Annotated in this window: 21 protein-coding genes and 2 pseudogenes; 12 read left to right on the top strand and 11 right to left on the bottom strand. The window is 71.2% G+C overall.

Features of this window, described 5'->3' with window-relative positions; all coding sequences use genetic code 11:
* Positions 1 to 186 precede the first annotated feature (186 nt).
* Both WMF26_RS05360 and WMF26_RS05355 read left to right on the top strand, forming a co-directional pair.
* Positions 187 to 516: a hypothetical protein gene (locus WMF26_RS05360; RefSeq protein ID WP_437999413.1), complete on the top strand. Its 330-nt coding sequence runs from the start codon at positions 187 to 189 to the stop codon at positions 514 to 516.
* Between the two features lie 382 nt (positions 517 to 898).
* Positions 899 to 2,230, top strand: a complete 1,332-nt coding sequence (locus WMF26_RS05355; RefSeq protein ID WP_437999412.1) for a trypsin-like serine protease — start codon at positions 899 to 901, stop codon at positions 2,228 to 2,230.
* Positions 2,231 to 2,321: 91 nt separating this feature from the next.
* On the opposite strand, the gene WMF26_RS05350 is transcribed toward WMF26_RS05355, so the two are convergent.
* Positions 2,322 to 4,568, bottom strand: coding sequence for a prolyl oligopeptidase family serine peptidase (locus WMF26_RS05350; protein ID WP_437999411.1), 2,247 nt, complete (start codon positions 4,566 to 4,568; stop codon positions 2,322 to 2,324).
* 335 nt (positions 4,569 to 4,903) lie between these two features.
* Between WMF26_RS05350 and WMF26_RS05345 the strand changes: the two genes are divergently transcribed.
* Complete coding sequence (locus WMF26_RS05345) at positions 4,904 to 5,161, top strand: hypothetical protein (RefSeq protein WP_061621162.1); 258 nt, start codon at positions 4,904 to 4,906, stop codon at positions 5,159 to 5,161.
* Positions 5,162 to 5,371: 210 nt separating this feature from the next.
* On the opposite strand, the gene WMF26_RS05340 is transcribed toward WMF26_RS05345, so the two are convergent.
* Complete coding sequence (locus WMF26_RS05340; protein ID WP_437999410.1) at positions 5,372 to 6,280, bottom strand: LysR family transcriptional regulator; 909 nt, start codon at positions 6,278 to 6,280, stop codon at positions 5,372 to 5,374.
* Positions 6,281 to 6,392: 112 nt separating this feature from the next.
* Here WMF26_RS05340 and WMF26_RS05335 point away from each other — a divergent pair, with 112 nt between their 5' ends.
* The 4 genes from WMF26_RS05335 (at position 6,393) to WMF26_RS05320 (ending at position 11,436) form a co-directional block, all read left to right on the top strand.
* On the top strand, positions 6,393 to 7,247 hold the full coding sequence (locus tag WMF26_RS05335; RefSeq protein WP_437999409.1) for an inositol monophosphatase family protein: 855 nt from the start codon (positions 6,393 to 6,395) through the stop codon (positions 7,245 to 7,247).
* 17 nt (positions 7,248 to 7,264) lie between these two features.
* A complete protein-coding gene (locus WMF26_RS05330; protein WP_438002379.1) occupies positions 7,265 to 7,915 on the top strand; it encodes an NADPH-dependent F420 reductase in 651 nt (216 codons plus the stop codon).
* 370 nt (positions 7,916 to 8,285) lie between these two features.
* The gene (locus WMF26_RS05325) at positions 8,286 to 10,544 is read left to right on the top strand and encodes a TonB-dependent receptor domain-containing protein (RefSeq protein ID WP_437999408.1); all 2,259 of its coding nucleotides are present in this window, start codon (positions 8,286 to 8,288) and stop codon (positions 10,542 to 10,544) included.
* A gap of 16 nt (positions 10,545 to 10,560) precedes the next feature.
* Positions 10,561 to 11,436 (top strand): hypothetical protein, encoded by an 876-nt coding sequence (locus WMF26_RS05320; protein WP_437999407.1) that lies wholly within the window; start codon positions 10,561 to 10,563, stop codon positions 11,434 to 11,436.
* Between the two features lie 41 nt (positions 11,437 to 11,477).
* Here the strand turns inward: WMF26_RS05320 and WMF26_RS05315 are convergent, their stop codons facing one another.
* A complete protein-coding gene (locus WMF26_RS05315; RefSeq protein WP_437999406.1) occupies positions 11,478 to 11,846 on the bottom strand; it encodes a hypothetical protein in 369 nt (122 codons plus the stop codon).
* 138 nt (positions 11,847 to 11,984) lie between these two features.
* Positions 11,985 to 12,977, bottom strand: coding sequence for a quinone oxidoreductase family protein (locus tag WMF26_RS05310; RefSeq protein WP_437999405.1), 993 nt, complete (start codon positions 12,975 to 12,977; stop codon positions 11,985 to 11,987).
* A gap of 91 nt (positions 12,978 to 13,068) precedes the next feature.
* Between WMF26_RS05310 and WMF26_RS05305 the strand changes: the two genes are divergently transcribed.
* Positions 13,069 to 14,007 carry a LysR family transcriptional regulator gene (locus WMF26_RS05305; protein ID WP_020733042.1) on the top strand — a complete coding sequence of 313 codons (939 nt, stop codon included), beginning with the start codon at positions 13,069 to 13,071 and terminating at the stop codon, positions 14,005 to 14,007.
* A 186-nt stretch (positions 14,008 to 14,193) separates the two neighbouring features.
* Here the strand turns inward: WMF26_RS05305 and WMF26_RS05300 are convergent, their stop codons facing one another.
* Positions 14,194 to 15,273 carry a calcium-binding EGF-like domain-containing protein gene (locus WMF26_RS05300; RefSeq protein ID WP_437999404.1) on the bottom strand — a complete coding sequence of 360 codons (1,080 nt, stop codon included), beginning with the start codon at positions 15,271 to 15,273 and terminating at the stop codon, positions 14,194 to 14,196.
* 484 nt (positions 15,274 to 15,757) lie between these two features.
* Complete coding sequence (locus WMF26_RS05295) at positions 15,758 to 16,153, bottom strand: LamG domain-containing protein (RefSeq protein WP_438002378.1); 396 nt, start codon at positions 16,151 to 16,153, stop codon at positions 15,758 to 15,760.
* A gap of 79 nt (positions 16,154 to 16,232) precedes the next feature.
* On the opposite strand from WMF26_RS05295, the gene WMF26_RS05290 reads away from it, so the two are divergent.
* On the top strand, positions 16,233 to 17,108 hold the full coding sequence (locus WMF26_RS05290; RefSeq protein WP_437999403.1) for a hypothetical protein: 876 nt from the start codon (positions 16,233 to 16,235) through the stop codon (positions 17,106 to 17,108).
* A gap of 205 nt (positions 17,109 to 17,313) precedes the next feature.
* Here WMF26_RS05290 and WMF26_RS05285 read toward each other — a convergent pair whose 3' ends face one another.
* Positions 17,314 to 17,466 (bottom strand): hypothetical protein, encoded by a 153-nt coding sequence (locus WMF26_RS05285; RefSeq protein ID WP_437999402.1) that lies wholly within the window; start codon positions 17,464 to 17,466, stop codon positions 17,314 to 17,316.
* Positions 17,450 to 17,872: pseudogene (locus tag WMF26_RS05280) on the bottom strand (transposase); the annotation flags it as partial. The pseudogene WMF26_RS05280 and the gene WMF26_RS05285, both read right to left, overlap by 17 nt.
* Positions 17,873 to 18,427: 555 nt before the next feature.
* On the opposite strand from WMF26_RS05280, the gene WMF26_RS05275 reads away from it, so the two are divergent.
* The gene (locus tag WMF26_RS05275) at positions 18,428 to 19,246 is read left to right on the top strand and encodes a hypothetical protein (RefSeq protein ID WP_438002518.1); all 819 of its coding nucleotides are present in this window, start codon (positions 18,428 to 18,430) and stop codon (positions 19,244 to 19,246) included.
* Positions 19,247 to 19,378: 132 nt separating this feature from the next.
* On the opposite strand, the pseudogene tnpA reads toward WMF26_RS05275, so the two are convergent.
* The 3 genes and pseudogenes from tnpA to WMF26_RS05260 all read right to left on the bottom strand — a co-directional run.
* A pseudogene (gene tnpA, locus WMF26_RS05270) lies at positions 19,379 to 19,528 on the bottom strand (IS66 family insertion sequence element accessory protein TnpA); the annotation flags it as partial.
* 499 nt (positions 19,529 to 20,027) lie between these two features.
* The gene (locus tag WMF26_RS05265) at positions 20,028 to 21,392 is read right to left on the bottom strand and encodes a TfuA-like protein (protein ID WP_437999401.1); all 1,365 of its coding nucleotides are present in this window, start codon (positions 21,390 to 21,392) and stop codon (positions 20,028 to 20,030) included.
* A complete protein-coding gene (locus tag WMF26_RS05260) occupies positions 21,389 to 22,645 on the bottom strand; it encodes a YcaO-like family protein (protein WP_437999400.1) in 1,257 nt (418 codons plus the stop codon). The genes WMF26_RS05265 and WMF26_RS05260 overlap by 4 nt, the downstream gene beginning before the upstream one ends.
* 316 nt (positions 22,646 to 22,961) lie before the next feature.
* On the opposite strand from WMF26_RS05260, the gene WMF26_RS05255 reads away from it, so the two are divergent.
* Complete coding sequence (locus WMF26_RS05255) at positions 22,962 to 24,974, top strand: hypothetical protein (protein WP_437999399.1); 2,013 nt, start codon at positions 22,962 to 22,964, stop codon at positions 24,972 to 24,974.
* 168 nt (positions 24,975 to 25,142) lie between these two features.
* Positions 25,143 to 25,337: a hypothetical protein gene (locus WMF26_RS05250; protein ID WP_437336113.1), complete on the top strand. Its 195-nt coding sequence runs from the start codon at positions 25,143 to 25,145 to the stop codon at positions 25,335 to 25,337.
* The last annotated feature ends 162 nt before the right edge of the window (positions 25,338 to 25,499 follow it).

Genomic DNA, 25,499 nt, shown 5'->3' with positions numbered 1-25,499 from the left:
GCCGCCGTCCGATGGCCGGACGGCTCCTCCACCGCGGAAGACGCCGGAGGAGCCGCCCGGTCGGGCCGGCGAAAGCGGCGCGCTGTCGCTCCCCACGGGCCTCGGAGGACGCCGGGCGGCGGGCATGCCGGCGCGGGGAGCCGCGCCGGCTTGACGCGCCGCGGATGCGCAGGGAGTCTCCGCGGCATGGCGCCTTTGCCCCCCACGGGCCGCGATCGGCTCATCGCCATGCTCCGCGCCCCGGACGCCCGCGACCGGCTCCCGATCCGCGTCGGGGGGCCCACGCTCCAGGTCGGCGTCACCTGCGAGGACGGGCGGTGGCGGCTACGCCGGCTCGTGCTCGATCACGACGCGCTCACGGAGTTCGGGCGCCGGCAGCTCGCCGCGGGTCGAGGGTTCTTCCCCGACCACGCCAACATGTTCCTCATGCCGGTCGGGGAGGTGCTCGCCGAGGCGGGCGATCTCGATGCCTTCTGCGAGGCGCTCCGGCGGCTCGCCTGGGATCCTGGCTGGTGAAACGACGACGTGACAACCGGGCGACCTCATGCATGCCGTGCATAGCGTCCATGCTGCATTCTCATTGGAAAGATACTTTCCAATGACATAGACATCGCCGTCGCGCCGATACGACGAGACCTCGCGCAGGCGGTCCCGCTGGACGGCCGCGCCTGCCCTTGCGCTCGACGTGGGATCACCACGGGACGCGTCCTCCACTGACGTTCGCACCTCGGAGAGCGAGACACGGCGCGTGCGCGCCGCGTCGAGCGCGAGCGCGGCCGACGGAGGACGCCGGCCCGCGGGCACGGAGCGCGAGGCGGGCGACCGGGCGTGGTGCTCGAGACCATCGGGGCGACAGGAGAAGCCACCAGTGCGCGCACCTGTATATGCTTTGCTCTCATTGTCCTTGGTCGCCTGCAGCGTGGAGGGCTACGGCGAGCCCTCCGAGGAGATCGGCGCGGCGGATGACGCGCTGATCGGGGGGCGACCGGCGCTCGAATCGGAGTATCCGTCGACGGTCCTCGGCCCGGGGTGCACCGCGGCGAAGGTCGGGCCGCGCCACTTCCTCACCGCCGCTCACTGCGTGGATGACGAGTACAACGCCGCCGTGTCCCCGAGCTACGGGCCGGGCGGCTCCTACTGGGTCAGCGCCACGAACACGCCCCCGATCTGGCCCTACGTCGAGCTGACGATCGAGCAGACGTACATCCACCCGCAGTGGCTCGCGGACTGCGCCGCCGCGCTGAGTAACGGAGCGACCGATTGCGCGGTCAACGTCCTCAACCCGGGGCACACGCCCGACCTCGCGCTCGTCGTCGTCAACGAGCTCTCGCCGACGATCCCGGCCGCCGTGGTGGACGGGGCGCCGGTCGCGGTGGGCGATCCCGTCGTGGCGACCGGCTACGGCTGCGAGGACCCGAGCGGCACGGGCGGCGGCCTCTTCAAGCTCCAGGAGCTCACCGCGTCGGCCTCCTCGATCCTGAATCACCCAGGCTCCTACGTCTCGGGCCAGGGCATCATCGACGTCGCGGCGGCGTACGTGCTCACGCCGGGGTACGCCAGCAGCACCAGCTACGCCAGCCTGTGCCCCGGCGACTCGGGCGGCCCGCTCTATCGCCAGAGCTCGACGAGCCTCGTGGTCGTCGGCGTCAACGCCTATTACACGTTCCCGTCCGGCTGGTCTGGCCCGGCGCCCTCGCAGACCAACTGGCACACGCGGCTCGACACGTCGGCGCGCTACCCGGTGACGTCGTGGCTCCAGTCCCTCGGGGTGAGCGTGATCAACGGCGGCACCGCGCCGACCTGCACCGACGGCGTGCAGAACGGCACCGAGACCGACGTGGACTGCGGCGGCACGTGCGCGGCCGACTGCGCGAACGGCGATACGTGCAGCACCAACGCGGACTGCACGAGCCAGAACTGCGTGGCCGGGGTGTGCCAGCCCAGCACCGGGACGGCGCCGTGCAGCAACCTGTGCACGAGCCCGACCGCGTTCACCGGCCCGAGCTACAACTCGGGCAACCTCGGCACCGGCGCGCGCTGCTTCGAGACCACGGCGAACCTGACCGGCGCCAACTGCGGCAACTTCGCGAGCGGCCGCACGTTCTCGGTCAACGGCACGGCCGTGACCTGCAACGGCGGCAACATCTCGCTGCCCGCGAAGCGCAACGGCGGCTACTGCTTCCAGGCGTCCGCCGGCAACCAGTCGTGGGCGTACTTCAGCACCTGGTAGACGAGATCTCGTGAACCGAGGCGCCTCGACCGAGGCGCGCCGTGACCGGGCCGCGGCCGCACCCCGAGCGGGGGCGGCCGCGGCCGCTCCATCACCGGAGCTTCTCGTTCGCCGGCGGCGCCTCGAGCCCGAGGTGCTTGAAGAGGAACGCGAACACGTCCGTTTGCTCCTCGATCTTCTCCCCGAGCGGCGTCCCGATCCCGTGGCCCGTCGAGCCGCTCGCCCTGAGCAGGATGGGCGCCGGGCTCGACGTGGCCGCTTGCAGCCGCGCCGCCATCTTCCTCGAGTGGAACGGGTCCACCCGCGCGTCGTTCGCGCCCGTCAGCAGCAGCGTGGCCGGGTACGCGGTCCCGTCCTTCACGTGGTGGTACGGCGAGTAGGCATAGAGCGCCTTGAACTGCTCCGGGTCCTTCACCGTGCCGAACTCGGTCACGTTGAACGCCCCGTTCGGCGTGAGCTCGACCCGGAGCATGTCGTAGATGCCGACGTGCGAGATCACCGCCTTGACCATCTCCGGGTGCTGCGTGAGCTGCGCTCCCATGAGCAGGCCGCCGTTCGAGCCGCCCATGATCGCGAGCCGGTCCGGGCGCGTCATGCGGCCGTCGACGAGGTGCTTGGCGCAGGCCGCGAAGTCGTCGAAGACGTTCTGCTTCTTCGTCAGGTTGCCGCCGTGGTGCCACGCCTCGCCGAACTCGCCGCCGCCCCGCAGGTTGGCGACCGCGAACACCCCTCCCTGGTCGAACCACAGCCGCCAGAGCGGGTTGAACCCGGGAGCGATGCTCATCCCGTACCCACCGTATCCGGTGAGCAGCGCGGGCGCGCTCCCGTCGAGGGCCGTGTCCTTGCGGCGCAGGATGTTGATGGGCACCTTCGTCCCGTCCTTCGAGGTGCACGCCTCGCGGACGACCTCCACGTCGGCGTAGGACACCGGGGACGTCATCGCGAGCGGCGTCTTCGTCACCTTGCCGTCCTTGGCCGCGACCGCGAACCAGGCCGCCGGCTCGGTGTAGCTGACCCCGCGGAAGAGCATGTCGTCGCCGTCCGCGCGCACGAGCTGCCGCACCGAGGACACCGGCGGGATCGGCACGGCCCCGAGCGCCTTGCCCTTGAGATCGAAGACGCGGACCTGGGACGGGCCGCCGAGCAGATCCCGGACGTAGAGCCGGCCCTTCGTGGGCAAGAAATCCTGGATCACCGCCTCGCTCTCGGGCACGACGAGCTCCGCCTTCGCGAGATCGAGCTTGCCCGGCGCGAGGCGCACCACCTTGCCGCGCGGCGCGTCCTTGCGCGAGAGGAGGTAGAGCCGGTCGTCGGCGCCGAACTCGGCGTGGATGATCTTGTCGGGGAGGTCGGCGAAGCGGGTCCACTTGCCCGCGGCGTCGAGGAGGTAATGCCAGTACTCGCCGCCGTCGCCGTTCTGCACGCTGGCGAGCACGAGCTTGCCGCTCTCGCTCGTCCGGAGCTCCACCTCGGCGATGCGGGGGAAGTCCTTGCCGAGCGAGTACTTGTCTTCCTTCTCCGGCGCGCCGAGCTTGTGGAAGTAGATCTGCTGGTAAAACCCCATGTCCTCCTGCGGGCGCTCGCCGGCGTGCGGGTGGCGGGTGAAGTAGAACCCCTTGCCATCGCCGGTCCAGGCGAGGCTGCCGCCCGCCGTGCCGGTGCTCGCGTAAGGGACGATGTCGCCCGTCTCCTTGCCGGTCGCGACGTCGTAGACGCGCACGGTGCCGTTCTCGCTGCCGCCCTGGGACAGGGAGACCGCGACCTTCTTGCCGTCGCGCGAGGGGACGAACCAGTCGATGGTCGTGTGCCCCTTCGGGTCGACGACCTCCGGATCGACGACGATCCGCTCGGAGCCGGGATCGTTCGCGGATTTCATGACCACGAGGAAGGGCTGCTGCTTCGGCGGCTGGTCCTTGAGGGCGAAGAGCTGCCCGCCGGCGTCGTCGACCGCGTAGTAGTTCGTGGAGGTCGCCGACATGATCGCCTCGACGCGCGCCCGGACGGCGCCGCGCGCGGGCAGCGCGTCGAGGGCGCCGCGCGTGAGCCGGTTCTGGTCCTCGATCCAGCGCTGGACCTCGGGAGAGCTCGAGTCCTCGAGCCATTGATACGGGTCGACGACCTTGGTGCCGTGGTACTCGTTCGTGACGGGCCGCTTCGGGGTCTCCGGGTACGGCAGGCGAGCTCCGCCTGCCGCGGGCGCGGCAGGCGCGAGGGCCGGCGGCGGGGCCGCGGCGGCGGGCGCGGCCGGCTCGTCCGGCGGCCTCGGCGCGGGCGCGCTGCACGCCGCGAGCAGCGGCAGCGCCAGGGTGATGGCGGGGATCGGGCGCAGGCGGTTCATGCCGTCGAAGCTAGCCCCCGCCGCGCCCGCCGCGGAAGAGAATCGGCCCGTCGGCGGCGCCACGCGATCCTGCAACGCTGCAACGCCGCCCTCGCAGGATCGAAACCGCCGGGTCGACGTCCCCGACAGAAAATGCGGGGAATTCCGGGGGGATGAGCTTGGTACGGAGGATGCTTATCCGCCGGCCAGCTCCGCCGGCGGCCTCCGCTACCCCCTGAGGCGCCCGGCGGCGCTGCTATTTTGTGACTTGATCTCGGGCGGCGCGTTCCCCGAGCCCACGCGGTTGCGGCGCCGCGCGCGCCGGGCGCGGCGCCCTTCGTGCTAGCGTGCGCCGCATGGCGAACGACGTGAACGAGGGAGCGACCACGACCGCTGACGTCGAGGTCCGCGAGGTCGACGACAGCGTCCTGAAGGACCTCGAGTCGAAGTACGCCGACGTGGCCTGTCCGATGCACGGCGGGCCGCCGACGTTCGAGCTCGCCTCCGACGGGTCGGTGGTGGAGCGCTTCTGCTGTCCGGCCCTGCTCTCGATCGTCCGCGAGCTCCAGGTCGCCGCGGGCGAGCGGCCTCCGCCGCCGGACGAGGGCGCGTGAGGGTCCAGGGAAAACCAGCGGAGATCGCTCCAGGACGCGGCCCTGGTCCAGTTCCGCGGATCAGAACTCCCGCAAGGGTTCTGCCTCACGAGCGATAGAGCAATAAACGCAAAGACGCAAAACTACAAATCTTTTTTGCGTCTTTGCGCCTTTGCGCCTTTGCGTTGAACTCTCGCTCCGGATCCCTGGCCGAACTTCTGGCGGGCGGAACTAGGCCTCTCCACGGCAGATGGCCTGAAGGATCTCGCGCGTGAGCCCGCGCAGCCACGCGTGCGCCTTGTCGCTCTCGAAGCGCTGGTGCCACAGCTGGACGATCCGGACCTCCGGCACGTCGAGCGGCAGCGGCCGGGCGCTGAGGTGGAGCGCCCGCAACATCGGACCGCAGACCCGCGCCGGCAGCGCGACAACGAGGTCGCTCTCGCGGGCGAAATGGGCGGCGGCCGCGGTCGTGGGGGCCGCCGCGACGACGCGCCGCCGGAGCCCCTGGGACTCCAGCGCGTCGTCGATCCGATCGCGCAGGCGGCCGCGCCGCGACACCGTGACGTGGAGCGCCTCCGCGTAGCGCCTGGCGGTGAGCCGGCCGCGCGCGAGCGGATGACCCTGGCGAACGGCCACGACGAGGCGATCCTCGCCGATCGACTCCCCGCGGATCTCCGGGAGGGCCGGCTCCGTCGCGCCGATCTCGAGATCGACGCGCCCGTGACGCAGCTCGTCGGTGTCCCCGGCGGGCTCGCCGAGGAGCCGGAGCTTCACGTGAGGAGCCTGCTCCTGCACCGCGAAGAGCAGCCGCATACCGAGCGCCGTCGTGAGCGCGTCGTGGCAGCGGACGGTGAAGGTCCGCTCGAGCTTCTCGAGGTCGAGCGCCCGCTCCGGCGCGAACACCGCGTGCGCCCGCTGGACGAGGGCGTGGACCTCCTGACGTAAGGCCAGCGCGCGGGGCGTCAGCGTCATCGTCCGCCCGGTGCGCACGAGGATCGGGTCCCCCGTGGCGTCCCGGATGCGCCCCAGCGTCCGGCTCATCGCGGGCTGCGAGAGGTGCAATCGGGCCGCGGCGGCGCTGACGCTCCGCTCCTCGAGCAGCGCGTCCAGCGCCGTCAACAGGTTCATGTCCACATGCATCTGGGTAATCCTTCGTATAGCAAGGATGCATTGGACGACATACCATGTCCAGGGTTTACTCCTCCGCGCTGGAGCTCGCGAGGACGCGCGAGCCGCACGCCCAGGAGGATTCATGTCGACCCATTCGGAGCCGATGACCGACCATTCCATGCGACGGGACCCGAGCGCGGCCCGCGCGGACGACGAGGCCCTGCTGCCCGCGGTCGTCGCGGCGCTCACCGCGGCAGGAGAGCGGCTCGTCGCTCGCTTCTCGACAGCGCCGCGCCTCGGGAGCCGCGAGGAGATCTTCGCCGCCCTCGGCGACAACGACGCGGTGTCGCTCGACGCGCTCCGCGAGCCGCTCGCGCGCGCTCGCCCGGGCGCCGGGTGGGTTGAGGACGAGCTCGAGCGCGGGCCGCTCCCGCCCGGCGAGTGGTGGGTCACCGACGCGGTCGAGGGGAACATCAACCACGTTCACGGGATGACGGACTGGTGCGTCACGGCGACGCTCGTCCGCGACAACGAGCCGGTCCTGACGGCGGTGCACCTGCCCCTCCGCGACGAGACGTACACCGCCCGGAAGGGCGCCGGCGCGACCCTCGGGTCGAGGAGGCTCCGGGCCTCGACGAAGACGGCGCTCGACGCCGCCTTCGTCGGGACCGGCCAGGCCATGCCGGGCGAGGACCAGGAGACGCACCGGCGGATCGGCCAGTCGGTCGCCGCGATGCTAGGAAGCGCGCTGGTGCTGCGCGTCTCGGTCCCGGCCACCCTCCAGCTCGTGGAGGTCGCCGCCGGCCGGATGGACGTCTTCTGGCAATACAGCCAGGTCCTCTCCGGGCTCGTCGCTGGCGCGCTGCTCGTCGCGGAGGCCGGGGGCGCGGTCACGGACACCCGCGGAAACCGCTGGAGCCTGACCAGCGAAAACTTCCTGGCCGCAGCGCCGGGGCTTCACGCCGGCGCGGTCGCCGTCCTGTCCACCGTTCGCTGAGGAGAGAGGTCTTGAAGATGGAACGCGTCTCGGAAAACATCGGAATCCTCGGATCGGGCCGGGTCGGAAGGGCCCTGGCGGGCAAGCTCGCGAGCGCCGGACACGCCGTCACCGTCGGCACCAGGGACCCCGCGCGCGCGGCGGCGAGCTTTTCGGGGGCGCGCGTCGCGTTCGGCGATCCCGCGGAGGCCGCGCGGAGGGCCGCGATCGTCGTCAACGCCACCCCCGGAGACACGAGCGTCGAGCGGCTCGGCGCCCTCCGCGACGCGCTGAAGGGGAAGATCTTGATCGACGTGTCGAATGCGACGCTGCGCGCCGAGGACGGCCTGCCCGGCAGCCTGCTTTACCCGAACGGCAGCGTCGCCGAGCGCCTCCAGGCGGCGCTGCCGGAGACGGCGGTGGTCAAGACGCTGAACACGATGCTGTTCACCGTCATGGCGGATCCCACGAGCCTCGGCGTCCGCCCGACCGCGTTCCTCTCCGGCAACGACGAGAGCGCGAAGGCGGTGGTCGCGCGGCTCCTCGGCGATCTGGGGTGGCCGGCGGACTGGATCGAGGATCTCGGGGACATCGCGACCGCCCGCGGGCCCGAGGCGGCCGCCTTGCTCGTTCTCTCGGTGCTGCGGCGGCGAGGGCTCGCGCCGTTCGCCATCGCGCTCGCCCGGTGACGTCGCGGCGCGGCGATGGGCCTCCCTCCGCGCGAACCGCACCGGGCGCGTCGTTTTCGTGCTGGGCGGGCGGATGCGGCCGCGCCGTTCGGCCGGCAGCGATAGAAGCGGCGGCGCGCTGCGGGCATGGCGCCCGCTCCGCGGGGCCGAGCGCGAGAAATCGTCAGGCATGGTTAAAGGGCCCCGGGTGTGACGCGGAATAGGCTCATCGATGAGGCTGCGCTACCCGGGCACACATCGGCTGCAGATCGCGGATCGCGCGCCGGTCGCGGCACCAGGGCGCGCTCCTGGGCCGCGGGCGTGGCGCGGCCCTCCCCTCGCCTCGCGAACGAAGCGCGGGGCGGGCTCGCTGCTGCCACGGCTCCTCGGCATGGCGGGGTGGCTCCTGCCGGCGCTCGCCGGAGCTCAGCCGGCCGCCGGCCCCCAGGGGTCGCGCGAGGCCGCGGCGACGCCCTCCGAGGCGCAGAGCTCGGTGGTCCCCCCACGCCTCCTGTCCGCCCCCGAAGCGCCGTATCCGCCGGGGGCGACGGGCGACGCCGCCGTCGTCCTCACCGTGACCGTCGATGCAAAGGGGTCTGTTCGCGAGGCAGCGCCGGTCGAGCAGCACGAGCCGTTCTCCAGCGCCGCCGTCCGCGCCGCCCTCGCCTATCGCTTCGAGCCTGCGACCCGGAACGGCGTCGCCGTGGCGGCGAAGATCCGGATGCGGGTGGACTTCACGGCGCCCCGCGAGGCCGCCGCGCCGCCGCCGGACGCGGCGCCCGCCCCGGCGCCGGGCGCCGCGCCACGTCACGACCGCCCGGCAGACCGGGACGCTAGCCCGGCGCCGATCGAGGTCGTCGTTCGCGGCGAGCAGCTCCCGCCCGCCACCCAGTCCATCGCGCGCGGCGAGGTCCGGCAGCTGCCCGGCGCGTTCGGGGACGCCTTTCGCGCCGTCGAGATCCTCCCCGGGGTGATCCCCGCCATCTCCGGGCTTCCGTACTTCTATGTCCGCGGGGCGCCGCCGGCGAACGTCGGATATCTCCTCGACGGCGTCCGCGTCCCGCTCCTGTACCACTTCGCCGCCGGGCCGTCGGTCGTCCATCCGGCGCTCGTCGAGCGCGTCGACCTCTACCCCGGAGGCTACCCCGCCCGGTACGGGCGCTATGTCGGCGGCATCGTGGCGGCCGAGACCGCGGAGCCGCGGCCCGAGCTCCACGGCGAGGGGAACATCCGCCTGTTCGACGCGGGCGCGATGGTGGAGGCGCCGTTCGCCGACGGGCGCGGGACCGTCCTGCTCGGCGGCCGGTACTCGTACACGGCGGCGGTCGCGTCGCTGATCGCGCCGGACGCGGTGATCGACTACCGCGACTACCAGGCTCGCCTGACCTACGACGTCACGCCGGACGATCGCCTCACCGTCTTCAGCTTCGGATCGTACGATCTCCTCGGGGAGGAGCGGGACGACGGGCTCTCGGTCCTGTTCGGCGTGGAGTTCTACCGCCTCGACCTCAGGTACCGACATCGGTTTCAGAACGGCGAGCTGCGGCTCGGCGCGCTCCTCGGGTTCGATCGGACGGCGCTGGACGGCAATCGCACCGCGCGAGACCGCATGGTCGCGACCCGGGCCGACGTCATCTATCGCGTCCACCCCGACGCCGAGGTCCGCGTGGGCGTGGACGGGTCCATCGACTCTTACGTCACCGACATCGTCGGTTATACCGTCAGCCGCGGGGGCTCCAAGCGGCTCGAGCAGCAGTTCGGCTCGCGCGACGACGCGGCGCTGGGCGCCCACGCCGACGTGGTCCTCAGGCTCGCGCCCCGGTTCGAGCTGACCGCCGGCGTGCGCGCGGACCTGTTCGCCTCCGGCGGCGCGACGGCCGTCGGCGTGGATGGCCGGCTCGCGTCCCGGCTCGACGTGACGAAGAGGCTGCGCCTCGTGAACGCGTTCGGCGTCGCGCATCAGCCGCCCTCGACCGTGGCGCCGCTCCCCGGGGTTCAGGTGGCGGGCCTGCGCGGTGGGCTCCAGAAGAGCGCTCAGGGGAGCGCCGGCGTCGAGGCGGATCTCCCCGAGGGGGTCACCGCCGGCGCGACCGCGTTCTACAACGCGTTCTTCGACATGACGGACGCGCTGGGCGCCGTGGCGCACGGGTGGACGGACGACTTCGACGACCTCGCGGACGTGCCCCGGACCCTCGGGTCGAGCTACGGAATCGAGCTCTACGCGAGGCGCCGCCTCACCCGGAAGCTCGGCGGGTTCGCCTCGTACACGCTGTCGCGCTCGACCCAGGCCGCCGGGCGCTCGCGGTCCCCCGCCCCGTTCGACCGGACCCACGTCGCCAACCTCGCGCTGACCTACCAGCTCGACCGGAACTGGCGCGCCGGAGCGAGGTTCCTGTTCTACACGGGCAGCCCGGGCGCCTCGCTCGCCGCCGAGGAGCGCGACGGCTCGGGCGAGCAAGCGAGGATCGACCGCGATCCTCCATTCTACCGGCTCGACGCGCGCATCGAGAGGCGCTGGTCCATCGGCGAGCGCGGCTGGATCTCGGCGGTCCTCGAAGGGATGAACGTGACCGCGCACAAGGAGGTGATCGGTGGAGAAGCGATCGGCCCTGTCACGATTCCGAGCATCGGTGTGGAGGGTGGGTTCTGAGCCCAGGAGGGGAACGATGAGCTCCCGTGCTTCGCTCCTCACGACCGCCGCGCTCCTCGCCCTGGGCGCTTGCCTGCCGAGCGAGACAAGGCCCGAGCCCGGCGAGCTCGTCTACACGATCTCGGGCGCGGCCGTCGTCGTCGGCGGCGTGCAGAGCTCCGACGGCTGGAGCATCGAGTTTTCGAAATTCCTGCTCGCGGCGCGGTACGTGACCACCCACGAGTCCTCCGCGTGCGCCGTCACCGCCATCGCGGACACGCCCACGCTCGTCGACGCGCGGGTGGCGGGGAAGCACGAGGTCGCCAGGGTCCTCGCCACCGGGGAGTGCGGCTTCACCTACCATGTCGGGCCCCTCCCGCCGCGCGAGTACTACGACGCCGAGGAGTGGCTAGGTCCTGGGGTGACCGACGAGGATCTGGCCCTGGTCGAGTCGCTGACGACCGGCGCGTACGTGGAGGGCAAGGCGACCAAGGGGGAGGTGACCAAGGTGTTCCGGTGGAGCTTCCTCTTCCAGGATTTCTGCAGCGGTGGATTGCTGTGGAGCGCCGACGAGGGCTCGGGTCCGACGATCCGTCTGCGCTCCGGCGCGACCGAGCGGGCCGACCTCGTGATCCGCGGCGATCACCTGTTCTTCGATCGCATGGACGAAGCGGCGGCCCAGGTGCGATTCGACCCCATCGCCGGCGCGGACAACCATCCGACCCATGGAAACGCCGACGGCGAGGTGACCCGGGAAGAGCTGGTGAACGTACCGCTCTCGGCCATCGCGCGGGCCGACGGCCGTTATTCGAGCGAATGGGCGCTCGACCTCGGCACGTGGATGGACATGCGCATGGCCAACGTGGGCCACCTCAACGGTACGGAAGCTTGCTCGTCCCTGGACCTGGAGTAGACGCCGACGAGGCGCCCCTCGCGGCAGGCCGAAGGAGCCCGTCAATCGGTCTCGGGGAGCACCGTGGCGGCGATGATGCCGTCCATCGCGGCGGGCGAGCCGTCCGCGTTCTTGGGGTCGTGGATCTCGATGGTGGCATACACCGCCTCGAGCCGAGCGTGCGAGACGTCCGCCGACGGCTGGCTCGGCTCCTGGCCGAGCAGCGGCTCGACGCGGGCCCTCGACGTGTCGAAGACGCGGAAGAGCGGGAGCCGGTGATCTGGGATGAAGTACAGGTCGCCGTCCGCGCCGCGAAAGAGCGTGCCCGACACGTGCTCCGCGCCGTCCTGCGCCCGCGGGCGCGCGTCGGACACCGGCGCTGTGGCGTCCGCCCCCTCGGAGGGCATCTCTGCTGCTTGTCGCTCCGCCATGACTCAGGTCCTCCTTGAACGGCTCGCCGACGCCGACGAGCGACGGCCGGCACGAGGTTCGCGGCCGGCGATCCGCGTAGTCTAGGGCAGAGCCTGGGGGCCCCACAAGCGCCTGGTGGTGCCTCCGTCGCCGCGTCCTCAGGCAGCGCAGCGCAGCAGGACCTTCCCCTGAACAGCGCGCGCCCGCAGCGCATCGAGCGCGTCGGCGACGCGCTCGAGCGGCCATGTCGCGTGAACGACCGGATCGAGCGCTCCGCGCTCGACGAGCGCGAGCACCTCGTCCATCGTGCTCGAGAACCGCTCCGGCGCCTCATTGGCCACCGTGAACAGGTCGCTCATGGCGAGCGATACGCTGCGTCCGAAGCCGTCCGCGAGCGCGGCGCCGAGCTCGACGCCTGGCGGCCCTTCGAGGAAGCCGAAGGACACGAGGCGGCCGAAGGGGGCGAGCAAGCCGAGGTCGCGCGCGAGCGTCGCGCCGCCGGTCGCGTTGAGCGCTGCATCGACGCCGCGCCCGTCGGTCAGCGCGCGCGCCCGCGCCGCGACGTCCTCGCGGCCGTGGACGATCACCGCGGCGGCGCCGTTGCGCGTCGCATGATCCACCTTGGAGGCGTCGCCGACGAGCGCCACCGCGCGCGCGCCGAGGTGCCGCGCGAGCTGCAGAGCGGCGGTCCCGACGCCGCCGGCCCCGCCGTGCACGAGCACCGTCTCGCCGGGTGCGATCCGGGCGCGCTCGCGCAGGAGCACCCACGCCGTCGCGTAGTTGACGATCGACGCGGCGGCGCGGTCGAGCGGCACCCCGTCGGGCACGAGCGCGGCGCGGCGCGCCTCGACGTCGGCGAGCTCGGCGAACGCGCCGGTGTGCGGCGTGCCCATCGCGACGACGCGCGCGCCCACCGCCGGCCCGCGCGCGCCCTCGCCCAGCGCCTCGACCGTCCCCGCGAGCTCGAGGCCGAGCCCCACGGGCATCGGCGAGAGGGGGAGCTTCCCGTCGGCGAGGAGCAGATCGATGTGGTTTACCCCGGCGAACGCCACGCGCACGCGCACGTGCCCGCGTGGAACGGGGCCGAGCTCCCGCTCGCCGATCACAGCGCCGCCCGCGCCCGGGCCCGGCCTCAACAATGCAGCTCTCATCCGTGCTGTCCCTCCGCGTTGGACAGGCCCCAGCGTGCGGGCGCGCGGTCCGCCCGTCCAATGGATGCACCGGATGCTATGCATTCACGTCGTGAATCTCTCCGCGCTCGACCTCAATCTGCTCGTCGTCCTGGAGGCGCTGCTCGAGGAGCGCAGCGTGACCGCCGCCGGCAAGCGCGTGGGCCTGAGCCAGCCCGCGACGAGCAATGCCCTCGGCCGGCTCCGCGCGCTGCTCGGCGATCGCCTGCTCGTCCGGCGCGGCCGCGCGCTCTTCCTGACCCCCCGCGGCGAGCAGCTCCGGCGCGACGTGCGCCCGGCCCTGGACCGCCTGCGGGCGGCGCTCGCCCGCCGTCCGGCGTTCGACCCCGCGGCGCTCTGCGACGAGCTGCGGGTGGGCATGAACGACTACGCCGCGTACGTGCTGCTGCCGCGGCTCGTCCGGCGGCTCCGGGCGCGCGCGCCGAGGGCCAGGCTCGCGGTGCTGGCGTTCGAGACGCGCGACGCCGCCCGGGCGCTCGACGCGGGCGAGGTCCACGTCGGCCTCGCGGTGGAGGGGCCCGGGCTGGCCGGGCTCGAGTCCCGGCCGCTCCTGCGCGACGACTTCGCCCTCGTCTGCCAGCCTCCCGCGCCGCGCACGCTGCGCTCGTTCCTCGCGCGGCCGCACCTGCTCGTCTCACCGCACGGCGGGCGCGTCGGGGTGGTCGATCGCGCGCTCGCCGCCCAGCAGCTCGAGCGCGACGTCCACGTCACGCTGCCGCACTTCCTGATGGCGCCTCACCTGCTTTCGGGCACCGACCTCATCGGCGTCCTGGCCGGCGCGGTCGCGCGGGACATCGCCCCCGCGCTGAAGCTCGTCGTCGCGCGGCCGCCGCTCGCTCTCCCGGGCTTCACGCTCTCGGCCGTCTGGCACCCCAGGCTCACGGACGACCCGGCGCACGCGTGGCTGCGCGAGCAGCTCGCGGAGGCCGCGGCCGAGCAGCAGGCGTCGCGGCCGGCCTCCGCGCCCGCCCGGCGGTCGCGCGACGCCTGACACAAGAGCGCGGGTGGGCGCGACGTCCTCGTGGCCAAGCTCGCACTGGAGACGCTGAAGCGCGGGGCGCATCGCGAGCGCGGAGCCCGCGCCCCTCCGTCGGGCGAAGCAGGCGCCGCGCCCGCGCCGAGAGATCAGCGGAGGATCTCGGCCCCTGCGTCGCCGCTGGGCGGCGCTAGTGGCAGCTCACGGGCCGCACGTCAGGCCGCGGGAGGCGGCGATCTCCCTGACGCGGTCCAAGCAGACCTGCAGTTCCGCATCGTTGACCGGCAGGGACTGGGGGCCGTAGCCCGCCCACACCCCCGAGCACTGTTGCGGCTCTCCGAGCTGCTCATTCGCGGGCGACGCGGCGATGCCCGTCCCCAGGTCTCCTCCGTTCCAGGTGATGTGCGTTTGACCTTTCAGATAGACGAACGGGTAGTTGAATGACTCGTAGTCGATGCAATCAGCGTACGCCGTCTCATTGGCGACGAACGCCTGCCACGCGTCCAGCGTCTCACACGGGCACGGCGGCGCCGTGGGCTGGCAGGTGCCGCTCTGGCAGGTGAAGCCCGACCCGCACGAGCCGCAGTCGAGCGTCCCGCCGCAGCCATCGGCGATCGAGCCGCAGGTCGCGCCCTGCGCGGCGCAGGTCGTGGGGACGCAGAGCTGGGTCTCGCAGTTCGTCCCCGTCCAGCCGGGATAGCAGAGGCACTCGTACTGGTTGGTTCCGTCGACGCAGTCGCCATTGACGCACGGGCTCGCGGCGCATTCGTCGATGTCGATCTCGCAGTTCGTCCCCGTGAAGCCGGGCGCGCACGTGCAGGTGTACCCGCTCTCGGTCGCCGCGCAGGCGCCGCCGTTCTGGCAGGGGGCCGAGGCGCAGGGGTCGATGCAGGTGCCGCTCTGGCACAAGAGGCCTTCGCAGCACGGGAGGGTGGCGTCGCACGGCGCGTTCACGGGGAGACAGCCGCCGCCCTCGCAGGTCGGATCGCCGACGGCGACGTAGTCGTGCGCGTGGCCGGCGTGCCCGTTGATGCAGCCCTGCTCGCTGGTCTTGATGATGGTGTAGGGGTGCTTGGCCGAGCCGGTGTGGTGGCAGATGGTGGTCGTGCCGTTGACGTCGAAGTAGCTGCACTGCGCGGCGGTCAGCGCGGCCTCGTCCGCGCCGTGGTGCTCGTCGGTCCCCACCGGCTGCGAACAGCCGCCCGCGAGGAGCACGAGGCCGCTCACGGCGAAAGCGGGGAGGAGGAAGGCGGTGTGCAGAAGCGTTCTTTCATGGTTCATGGGCGCTCTCCAGCTCCCGGGTCGGGCACCGGCAGGAGGGCCGGGCAACGCCGGGAAGTGACTGACGGCGTAGGGTGGATCGCGGAGCCGGCCGGCCGGTACCCCGACCTTGTGGGGATTGTCAGGAGAGAGCGGGCGTGGTATCGTGGCGGGTTCCCGCGCCGCAGCCCGACATCTCCGCGCTCGCGTCGACCGCGCTGCACCTGCTGGAGCGCGAAGACCCGCCGGCCCGTGGTGAAGACGTGAAGCGTGAAGATCGAGGAGCGACTCGCGAGCTGCTTCGTTTGCCATACATGCCCCTTTCGTGAGCCTGGGATGGTCGCCCGGCACGATGCCCTGTCACGGCAAATCGCGCGCGCCGCCGCGCGCGGGCCCTCCCGCACCTCGGGTCTCGGCCGGAGCGACCGAGGGAGGCCAGGAGCGACGGCGCGCGGCAGCTCGAGCGGGCGGATGGTCAACACATCCGCCCGGCTGCCGCGGGGGGTTACGGCGTCGCCAGCGCGGCGACGTCACAGGCGCCGAGCGCGCGGCTGTAGGTCCGCACGTCGTCGAACGAAGCCGGGATGCTGTAGAAGTTCGACAGGCAGGAGGGCAAGCTGCGGCCGATGCGGAACGAGCTCGCGCCCGTGAGGTTGGTCGTCGCGGCGCTGGTCCCGCTGCCGATCTGCACCCCGTCGACGAACATCTTCAGCGAGGTCCCGCTGCGCGTGTAAGCGACGTGGTGCCAGGTCCCGCTATTGAGCGGCGACGGCGAGAGGCTGACGGAGTTGCCGTTCGTGCCCGCCCGGTCCTGGTAGATCTCGACGGACGTCCCGGAGGACGCGCCGCTGAGCCGCCCCGAGAGGAAGTTGCAGGCGCCCCCGGCGACCCGGTTGCCGATGAGATCGCCGCCGCCGTTGCTGTTGAGCTCAGCCGGTCAGACTTTCGCTTCCTCCCCGGGACAGGTAGACTTCGACATCATGTTGGCTGTCGCCACCACTCGTTGTCATCGCATTGGTGCCACACTTCTGCTTGTCCTGCTCCTCGCCGGCTGCGCTCCGCCGACGATGTCCGCGCTCACAACTTGCCAGGCGCTCGCCGCCGCGCGCCTCTCGCGCAACGCGCCCCTGGCCGGCATGCTCGCGGGCTCGCCCGACGCGCTCGCGCGGGCCCTCGCGAAGGCCGCGGGTGACCCCGTGACCCAGGGGCCGCGCGCGGCGACCGACTTCACGGGGCGTCCGGTCACGCGCTGGGACACGGGCGAGGGGCGCGTCGAGCGCTACAACGACGAAAACGGGCGCTTCCTGCTCTTGCGCTGGTGGAGCAAGCGTCACTTCACGCCCCTCGACGGCTCGCGCGCCGAGAGCGACATCACCGGCGTGCTCACGGCGCTCGGGCTGACGCCTGACGCGCGGCCCGTTCTGCGGCAGCAGCCGGACCGCCTGACCATCCACGTCTCCCGATCCTACCGCGGGACACAGCTCGTCTACTACAAGAGCGACCTCGACGGCGCATTGCAAGCGTACGAGATGGAGCGTGGCAACGAGCCCGAGGGACTGCGCGCGCAGATCACGGTCGGGCCGTTCTTCGACCTCTCCAAGGTGACGACGACGCTGTCCGGTGAGGACGCGAAGCGCGTCGGGCTGCTCGCGGCGCGGTGCCTGCACGGCGCGCCGGACGACGCGACGTCCGGGAGCCAGCCGATGTTCGGTATCGCCAACGAGACGCTCGCATACGTAATCGGCGTCGGCTGGGGCGGCGAATGCGAAGATAAACGCTACGTCCAAATACATGTAGACGCGGTCACCGGCGCTGTGGTGGACCCCGGCGTCGTCGGCTCAGGCTGCATCCAATGACGCTGGTCCTCCACCGAGGTTCCACCGAGGTTTTCTTCGCCCACGTCACCCGGAGCACCACCGACACCGCCTGCCCGAGGAGCTGGCCGAGGAAGATGCCTTCGCCACCGGGGAACTGCGCCTCGAGGTTCGCCTCGGCGAGCGCGAGCTGGGCCGAGCGGGAAGGCGGGAAGAAAACATTAATGATCTTCCCGCCTTCCCGCCTTCATGTGGACTCTCCATGGGCAAAGTTGACCACTACCCGCGATTTGATCCTCCAGGTCCGCTCGACGATCTTCACAAAGCCGCCGAGCTTGACCACGTCCGCTCGGACTTCTGCCTTGAACTTCTCGTCGTCGCGCTCACCCCGGATCGTCATCCGCTGCGATGCGCACCGCGCAATGCACGTCGAACCCGTCGCACGCCGCGGAGAAGCGTCGCTCTCGGCGCTCGAAAGCCGCGTCGGGACTGTCCTTGTGCTCGAAAGGCCGCGCAAGACACGCTCCACCTGCGAGCGCGAGCTGGGTACACGCATCGAGCGCGGAGGGCTCGATGGTCTCGTTGCTGCGCTCCTCGGCCGCGCGCTCGTCGAGGTAGCCGCGGCGCCGTAGCCAAAGAAGCGCACGCTCGCGCACCCGTCGCGCCACCTCGCTGACATCGTCCTTTGAAGGCGGCGGCGCATCGTGGAAGCGCGCGCCCATGGCGGTCTTCTCGAAAACGCCATCGATTGCCAGCGTGTGAAAATGCACGTGAACGTTCAAGCTCGAGCCGAATCTCTGAGGGAGCCCGACCGAGCCCGTCCGTGCGCCGGCGATGCTCGCGAGCCGCGGCTCGCGGTGACGGCCACACGCTGAATCAGCGGCTGTCGTGTCCTCCAACTCGCCGGCACAAGAGCTCCTCGCTCGCCGCGGTGCGCCCGCGTGGATCCGCCTGCATGCCTCAGGACGCCTCGTGATGCACCATGCGTACCACCCCTCGCGCGCCGCGGCGGGCTCTCCCCGCGCCTGCCCATGACCGCCGTGATCGGCCCTGCCGAGGCCCTGCTTGCCGTCCGCGGTGTGCTCCCTTCCGTGCTCCTCCTTGTCCTGGCAATCTCGCTCCCGGAGATCCACCGCGGCCACTCTTTGCCGGCAAGGTCTTGCCCGCCGGCAAGGAGTTGCTGACCTACCGGGCGCGTGCACACGATCCCGGTGGGGTGAACTGCGCCAGCGCCCCGAGAGGCCCCTGGCACGGTCGTTGCGATGGCTGCCCCGCGTCGCATCGATGAAATCGCTCGCCGATCCTGCCGGAGAGCGGGCCCTGCAACGTTGGGTAAGCACGCAGGAGCGATGGAGATTCACATGAAGCTCGTCCGTTTTGCCTTTCTCGCGTCCGTGATGGCCTCCGCCGTGGCTTGCGCCGCTTCGACCGACAGCTCGGGCTCGCTCGAGGAGAGCGTGGGCGTGGACGATGTGGACAGCGGGCACGAGGTGGCCGAAGCGTCGTTCGCGCTCGGCGTGGCCACCAGGGTCGTCGGCGATACCGCCTGCCCCACCGGCTATAGCCTGGCCACGCCGGCCGAGGCGCTCGCGAACCAGGCGGCCGTCTGCAGCAAGCTGGGCACCTGGGACATCGCGCGGCTCTCGGGCGGAGGGTCGATGGATGGCCCCGGCTACGGCTGCGGGATCCGCAGCACCGATACCCGCAGCCTCGGCCACTCGGTCTGCAAGCAGGCCGTGCAGTTCACGAGGGGGATCGGCGACGGCGTTTGCCCGAGCGGCTACACGGTCGCAAACTCGATGGTGGCGCGGGCGAATCAGTCGTCCATCTGCAGCACGCTGGGCACGTGGGACATCGCGCGGCTCGCGGGCGGAGGGTCGATGGATGGCCCCGGCTACGGCTGCGGGATCCGCGACGCCGACAGCCGCTCTCTCGGGAACACGGTCTGCGTGCAGCTCGATTTCGTGAGACCAGTCGGCGACAAGCCGTGCCCGGCGGGCTCGGCCCTCATCTCGCCGCAGGAGGCGCGGGCGCGGCAGGCGGAGCTGTGCGGCAAGCTCGGCACGTGGGACATCGCGCGTCTGGACGGCGGCGGCTCGATGGACGGCCCCGGCTATGGCTGCGCGATCCGCGACTCGGATACGCGGACCCTGGGCAACGCGCTGTGCGGCGCCCTCTGAAAGGATCTCCGTTGTCCCAGCCCCCATCGCGCCCAGCTCGCGGGCCAGCGCGTCGTCGGGAGCCTTCTCGCCGCGCAGCACCGCTTCGGCGACTGTCTGCGCTCGAGCGCAGGCGCAGAGGTCCTTGTCGTCGCGCGCCAGCAGCCACTTCCAGTACATCAGCGTGCGCGGGTTGATGCCGAGCTCGCCGGCGAATTCGTCGGCCGTCAGCCCGCTGTCACGCCACCGCTCGACACGTATCCGCCACTCCTCCCGAGGGACCCGAGAACACTCTTCTGCCATGCCCGGCGCTCTGCGCCCCTGGCTCAGCGCTCGTCACGACGCGGTTACACGAACGGATACCACCAATCGCCACATCCTACGGCGCCAGCATCGCATGCATCGTTCAATCGCAGATCCGCTGTTCTCATCCAAGCGGCGCAATCAGCGGATGCTGCCGGTCGCATTTCACGCGGCGGCAGATCCGCACGTCGTTGGGCCGGCAGAGCGCGGGGACGCAGGCACGATCCCGAAACAGGCGGCAGCGCATGAAAGGGCCCGGCGACAGGGCGGCGAGCGAAGCAGAATCCCTCGGCGCTGCGCCGCCAGGCCAGGCGCCGACCCCGATCGGTGATGCCGCGGGCCCTTCACCGCGGGCGATGCGGCGGAAGAGGGCGCCCCGTTGGGCCACACCGGAGCCGCCCTCGGCGGCGAAGCAGGCGGAAACCATGAAAATCGCTACTGCTTCCGGCGACCGCTCGCCATCGACCGGTTTCTCTGGCGGTATTTCTGACGCACGGCACTAACGCTCGCGGAGCTCGCGCAGCCGCACATAATGGTACTCGCGGAGCAGGGCGCGCAGGAACATCGGCTCGTCGCGGAACCCGGCCCGGCGCGCGGCCTCGGCGAGGTCGCGGGGCGCGGCGCCCTCGCCGCGCCGCTCGAGGTACCATGAAAGGAGCGCTTCCCGCGAGAGCGGCGCCGCCGCTAGGTCCGGGTCGGCGAGCCCGGCCTCCTCCAGCGAGCGCTGCTTGTCGCGCGCGCGGGCCCATAGCCCCACATACAGGTCGTCGAGGCGCAGCTGATCCACGAGGTGCGCGCTGATGTGCGGCGCCGCCCAGCGCTGCACCGCCGCGACCTGGGCCTCGCTCTCCATGAGGCGCGCGAACTCCTCGGCGCGGAGGCCGTTCTCGCGCAGCCAGCCCTCCATCGCGTCCGCGTCCCAGAGCCCGCGCGCGCGACGGAAGCTCAGGATCGCCGCGTCGACCTCCTCGCCCAGCGGGCGCGGCGCGTGCTCGTCCGAGAGCGCCTGGGAGAGCAGGCGCGTCAGCGCGCCCTTGCGCGCCAGCGCGTAGGCGACGGGGTGGAGCCGCGCCTCGTCGAGCAGCGCGCTCTGCATCCACGACCCCTCCCCGCCCTCGTCGCGCGGCTCGTCGACCGGCGCGGCGGCCTGGCGCAGCGAGTCCCAGAAGATCGTCGCCTCGAAGTGATACCGCACCTGCTTCGGCGCGAGCCCGGCCGCGAGCCTCGCCTCGATCGCGCGCAGCATCGCGAGCGCGTCGGCGCGCTTTCGATCGACCTGGCCTTCGGGCAAAAAGCCCTTCAGGGCCGAGAGCTCTCCCGGGTCGAGCCCCGCGGCGGCGGCCTCCGAGAGCAGCCGCGGATAGCTGCGGTCCGGATAGAACAGCTGCTTCGCGATCCGCAGCAGCGCGGCGCACGTCGCCGGCCGGACGACCCCGCGCGCCTCCGCCGCCGCCAGCGTGGCGCGGATGTTGACCATCGCCACGGAGAGCGCGCGGTAGCCGTAGGCGGCGGGCGCGTGCGCGACGGCGACCTCGTCGTCGTCCTCCAGCTCGCCCCGCTGGTACGCCTCGAACACGTCGCCGACGCCCTCCATGCCGAACGACGCCAGCTCCGCCGCGCGCAGCGCGCCCATGCTGGCGCTGCCGAACACGTGGACGCCCTCGCGCATCGCCCAGAGGATCTCCTTGTGCCAGACCGACGGCACGCCCTCGAAATAGCCGTCGACGATGCCGATCACCCTCGCGCCCCGCTGCGCCGCGCGGTAGACGTCGCCGTGGGCCACCGGCGGCAGGATGACCGCGTCGAGCACCTCGGCCGCCTCGGCGGCGGACAGCGTCGGCCCCAGGAAGAGGTGGACCGTCATCCGGCCTGCCCCTTCTGCGCCCTGGCGCGCGCGCCGGGCACGTAGCTGCGGTCGCCGGACAGCGGCTCCAGGCCGGGCACCACCACGCGCACCACCGGGATCCCCAGCTCCGGGCGGGTCAGCTCGACGGCGATCGCCCGCTTCACGCCCGCGGCGCGGAGCTGCTCGAGCTCCCAGGCGACATCGGCGTTGAAGGTGTCGGCGTGGAAGGTCGGCCCCTCGGCGAAGCGGCGCCGCGGGCCGGGCCGCTCCAGCTCTTCGCGCGCAAGAGCGGTGATGTTCGGGTCGCGCTGCCGCACGTACTGGCTGGGCGTGCGATCGTCGCGGGAGCCGGCGATCTGGGTCAGCCGGCTCTGGGCCGCCTCGGTCAACGCGCGCAGGAGCGCGATCTCGCGCGCGGGGTGACAACCCATGCCCTCCGTGACGCCGAGCCTGCGCAAGGGGTTGTCGCGCCGGTCGCAGATCTTGCACAGGAAGGCGGGGATGCCGATGTCCGACGTGATCTCCCAGACGCCGACGGCGACCTCCGCGCGCGCGTACAGGTCGAGCACCGCGCGGCAGCTCCCCTCCGGAACGCTGTCGAGGTCGATCCGCGTGGCCGCGCGCGACGCCGGGCTGCGCTGCCGCCACAGGGTCGTCGCGTCGCGCTCCACCGCCTCGCACAGCCCGTGGCTGATCGCCTCGAGCGCGCCGTTGCCGGAGGCCAGGCCGTTCGAGCTCGCGACGAAGCCGACCAGGGTCCGGTGCATCGCGACCGTGTAGTTGGTGTGCACCACCTCGAACGGCACCCACACCGGCTCGCGCTGGAGCAGGTCGACCCCCTCGACCCAGAGGATCGGCAGATCGGCGTGGAGCTGGGCGCCCGCGATGCGAGGAAGATCGTCGACCTCGACGGCGCGGTGGGTGTAGCGGAGCTCCTCGTACGAGGCCAGCTTGAGCGGCAGGTCGATCCGCTCCGCGTGATACGCCTCGACCGACTCCATGAGGCCAGACGCCTGCGCCGTCGGGAGATCCAGCCCCTTGCCCTGCGATACGGAGAGCGAGCGGGAGTTCGGCCGACAGACCATCACGACCGGAATACCGATGTTGTCGAGGCCGGTGACGTTGGCGACGCGGGTGATGCCCATGACGGGCATCAGGCGGCGCACCCGGCGCAGCGTCTCCTCGGGCGGCACCTGGCGGTGGGTGCCGGCGAGGCATCCCTTGGGGACCGGGCTGTCCAGCGTGCTCGGATCGAACCGGTAGGGCGCCATGGGCGACGGATCGGCACCCTACCATGAAAGCGCGCCGGCTCGCCTCTCCCCTCGCGTTCGAGGACCCCCATGCAGGAGGTGACGATCCGCTCGCGGACGTCGGCCGACCCCCCTTCCCTCATGCCTCCGCCGTGCTAGAGCAGCCGCCCCGCGCCATCGTCGACCCCGGGCCTTGACAACGCGTCCGTCCATGCTAAACATTCGTTTCAATCATTTGTTTCATACGGATGTCGACGGAGTCTGACTCCTTGACGTCGTCGCTGGCGGCGTCGCGCTCGCGCATCTCTTTCCTGTTCGTCTAGAAGGATACTTGTCCATGAAATTGAAGCATCTTCCATACACTTCAACAGCGATTGCATCGATTCTACTGCTCGGAGCGGCGGGCTCGGCGCACGCGGCCGTCTATCCTGCGAGCTCGTCCAGCGGTGGGCCCGGCGTGAGCGGGTGCACGGGCGGCGCGAACTGCACGAATGAAAGCTGGGGGGTCGACCTCAATGACAACACCGGATTCGTCTGGAACGTGGCGGGCGGCGCCGGCGGCAACGCGGACCTCTATGTGAAGATCGCCGTGCTGTCGCAGACCAGAGCGATGAGCCTCTGGCTGAACGGCAGCCAGATCGCCGTCGTCACGTCCACCGCCACGGAGAGCCCGCGCCCGACCGGCAAAGAGCTCGGCCCGTTCCCGGTGACGCTGCAGGCCGGGAACAACACGGTAGAGCTGCGGGATACGCAAGGCACCGCGGAGTTCGACGTGCACAGCCTGCGCGTCGAGCCGACGATCGCCGGCGACGATGAGCTCGAGATCGGGCTCTGGCGGCTGATGTCCCGCGCCGACCGCGGCACGTTGAGCCGCGATGCCATCACCGGGCAGCTGGTCGGCGCCGATTACTCGGGCGGTGACTATCAACACTGGCGCTTGGTCGGCGTCGGCGCGAGCAAGTATCAGTTTTTCCACGAGGAGACCGGCCAGTGCTTGGTCGCGTCGAGCGGCACGACGGTGCTCGGCGGCTGCAGCGGCAGCGCGGCGGAGTGGACCGTGGAGACCCTGCGTGCCCGCACGGTGGAGCGCCCTGCCCTGCATCGCTTGCGCTCGAGCGGGAACAGCTGCGCTGTCCCCAATGGCGGCGCGCAGCCCACCCTGGGGACCTGCGACGACAGCGCGCGCTGGTACCTGGAGCCTGTCGGCTTCGGTGAGCGCCTCGCGAGCGTAGAGTTCGATTTTCATGGGCTCCTCCTCGTCAAGCCCAACACCAACGTCCCTGGCGTCACGCAGGGCTCGCTGTCGACCAGCGTCGTCGACGCGGTGCAGGTCGCCTTCGAAGAGCGGGTCGCTTACTGGATGGATCTGATCACGGACGGCCGGGTCGCTTGGCATGGCTCCAGCGTCGTATCCAACGATCCTATCACGTCGCTGTCGGGCTCGGGCAATGACAATTATTTGCCGGCGGCCGTCCACCTCCAGCAAGACGTGCAGAGCTTCGTGCCCCGCGGCGAGTACGACACCGTGCAGGTGTTCTTCACGCCCGGCGACAGCAAGCCGGGGGGCTGGGGGTGGGGCCCGGGGAGCAACTACGAGTCGAACTACACCATGTGGACGACGGTGAACGGGAAGAATACTTTCGCCTCGGAGTGGCTGTCCACCGTCAACAGCGAGCCTGCGGAAGTGTTCATCCACGAACCCATGCACGGCCTCGATGGGTTCTACGAAGAGCTGGGGGTCCCGCTCCCCGAAGGGGTGCTGCATGGATCCGAAGCCAATCGTTATATCAAATCCAAGACTCCCGGCCGTTCGTACCTGCACTGGTACCGCGACTACTGGTTGGGGACCGTCATCGCCTCCGATGACACCTACCGCGGCTTCGGCCCGCGCGCGTTCGCCCAGATCACGCCGAGAGATTACGCGTTGAGCCCCGCGGTGGACGAGTACAAGATCGTGCAGCACACAAGCGGCAAATGCTTCGTCCCGCAAGGCGGCGCCATGAAGCCGGCCGACGACACGCCGCTGGTGCTGTCGAGCAACTGCAGCACGCTCGCCTCTTCCTTCAGGGTCCTGGCCAGCGGCCTGCTGAAGCATCTCCCGAGCGGACTTTGTATTCACCCGAACCAAGGCACCGCCTACAACGGCGTTGGCCTGATCCTCAACCCCTACTGCGGTCCCGAGGTGCGCCTCTCTTTCGACGTGACGTCCGGTGGGAGCCTGCAGAACAGCGAGACCGGCCGCTGCGTCCACCCGGAAGGCGGATCGGCGACCCCCGCCGAAGGGACCAACCTGATTTTTCACGACGGTTGCGATGAAGAGCGCTTGCGCTTCAACCTGGTCTTGCAGTAGACGAACCCGGTGCAGATCGTGAGTGATTCCATGCAATCGAAGATGAACGTCCTGATGCTATGTGTTGTCGGTGCCCTGGCGATGGGGTGCAACGTCTGTGAGGATCTGGACGCACGGATGTGCGCAGACCTCGGGGCAGAGGATTGCGCCCTCTGGCGAGAGAAAGGGATGAACTTCGTCGCCCAGGCGAAGTCGAGGCCCCGCCGAATGATGAAGGACACGCTGTTCGGGGCCGACGCGCAGACGTGCGAGTCAGCGGGGAGCGACGCGGCGTATTCGCAGATCCTCCAGGCGACGAAGACGCAGATGGCCGCCTACCGCAAGGCGCAGCAGGCCGTAGAGGCAGCGGGGAAGGGGAAGTAGGTGTGCGCCGCCCCGCGAACGCGCCCGAAACAGACGGAAGCCACGGCGATCGCTGACGTTTCCGGCGACCGCTCATGATCGCCCGGTCGTGCTCGCGGGGTTCCTGACGCACCGGCCCCCTACCCTGAACGGGCGCCCGCTCGCCTCACCCCGCCCGTGGTG

This window comes from Sorangium sp. So ce185 (assembly GCF_051526825.1).
GTDB lineage: Bacteria > Myxococcota_A > Polyangia > Polyangiales > Polyangiaceae > Sorangium > Sorangium cellulosum_D.
The sequence above is the reverse complement of the archived record's forward strand: the minus strand, read 5'-3'. Positions and strand labels throughout refer to the sequence as shown.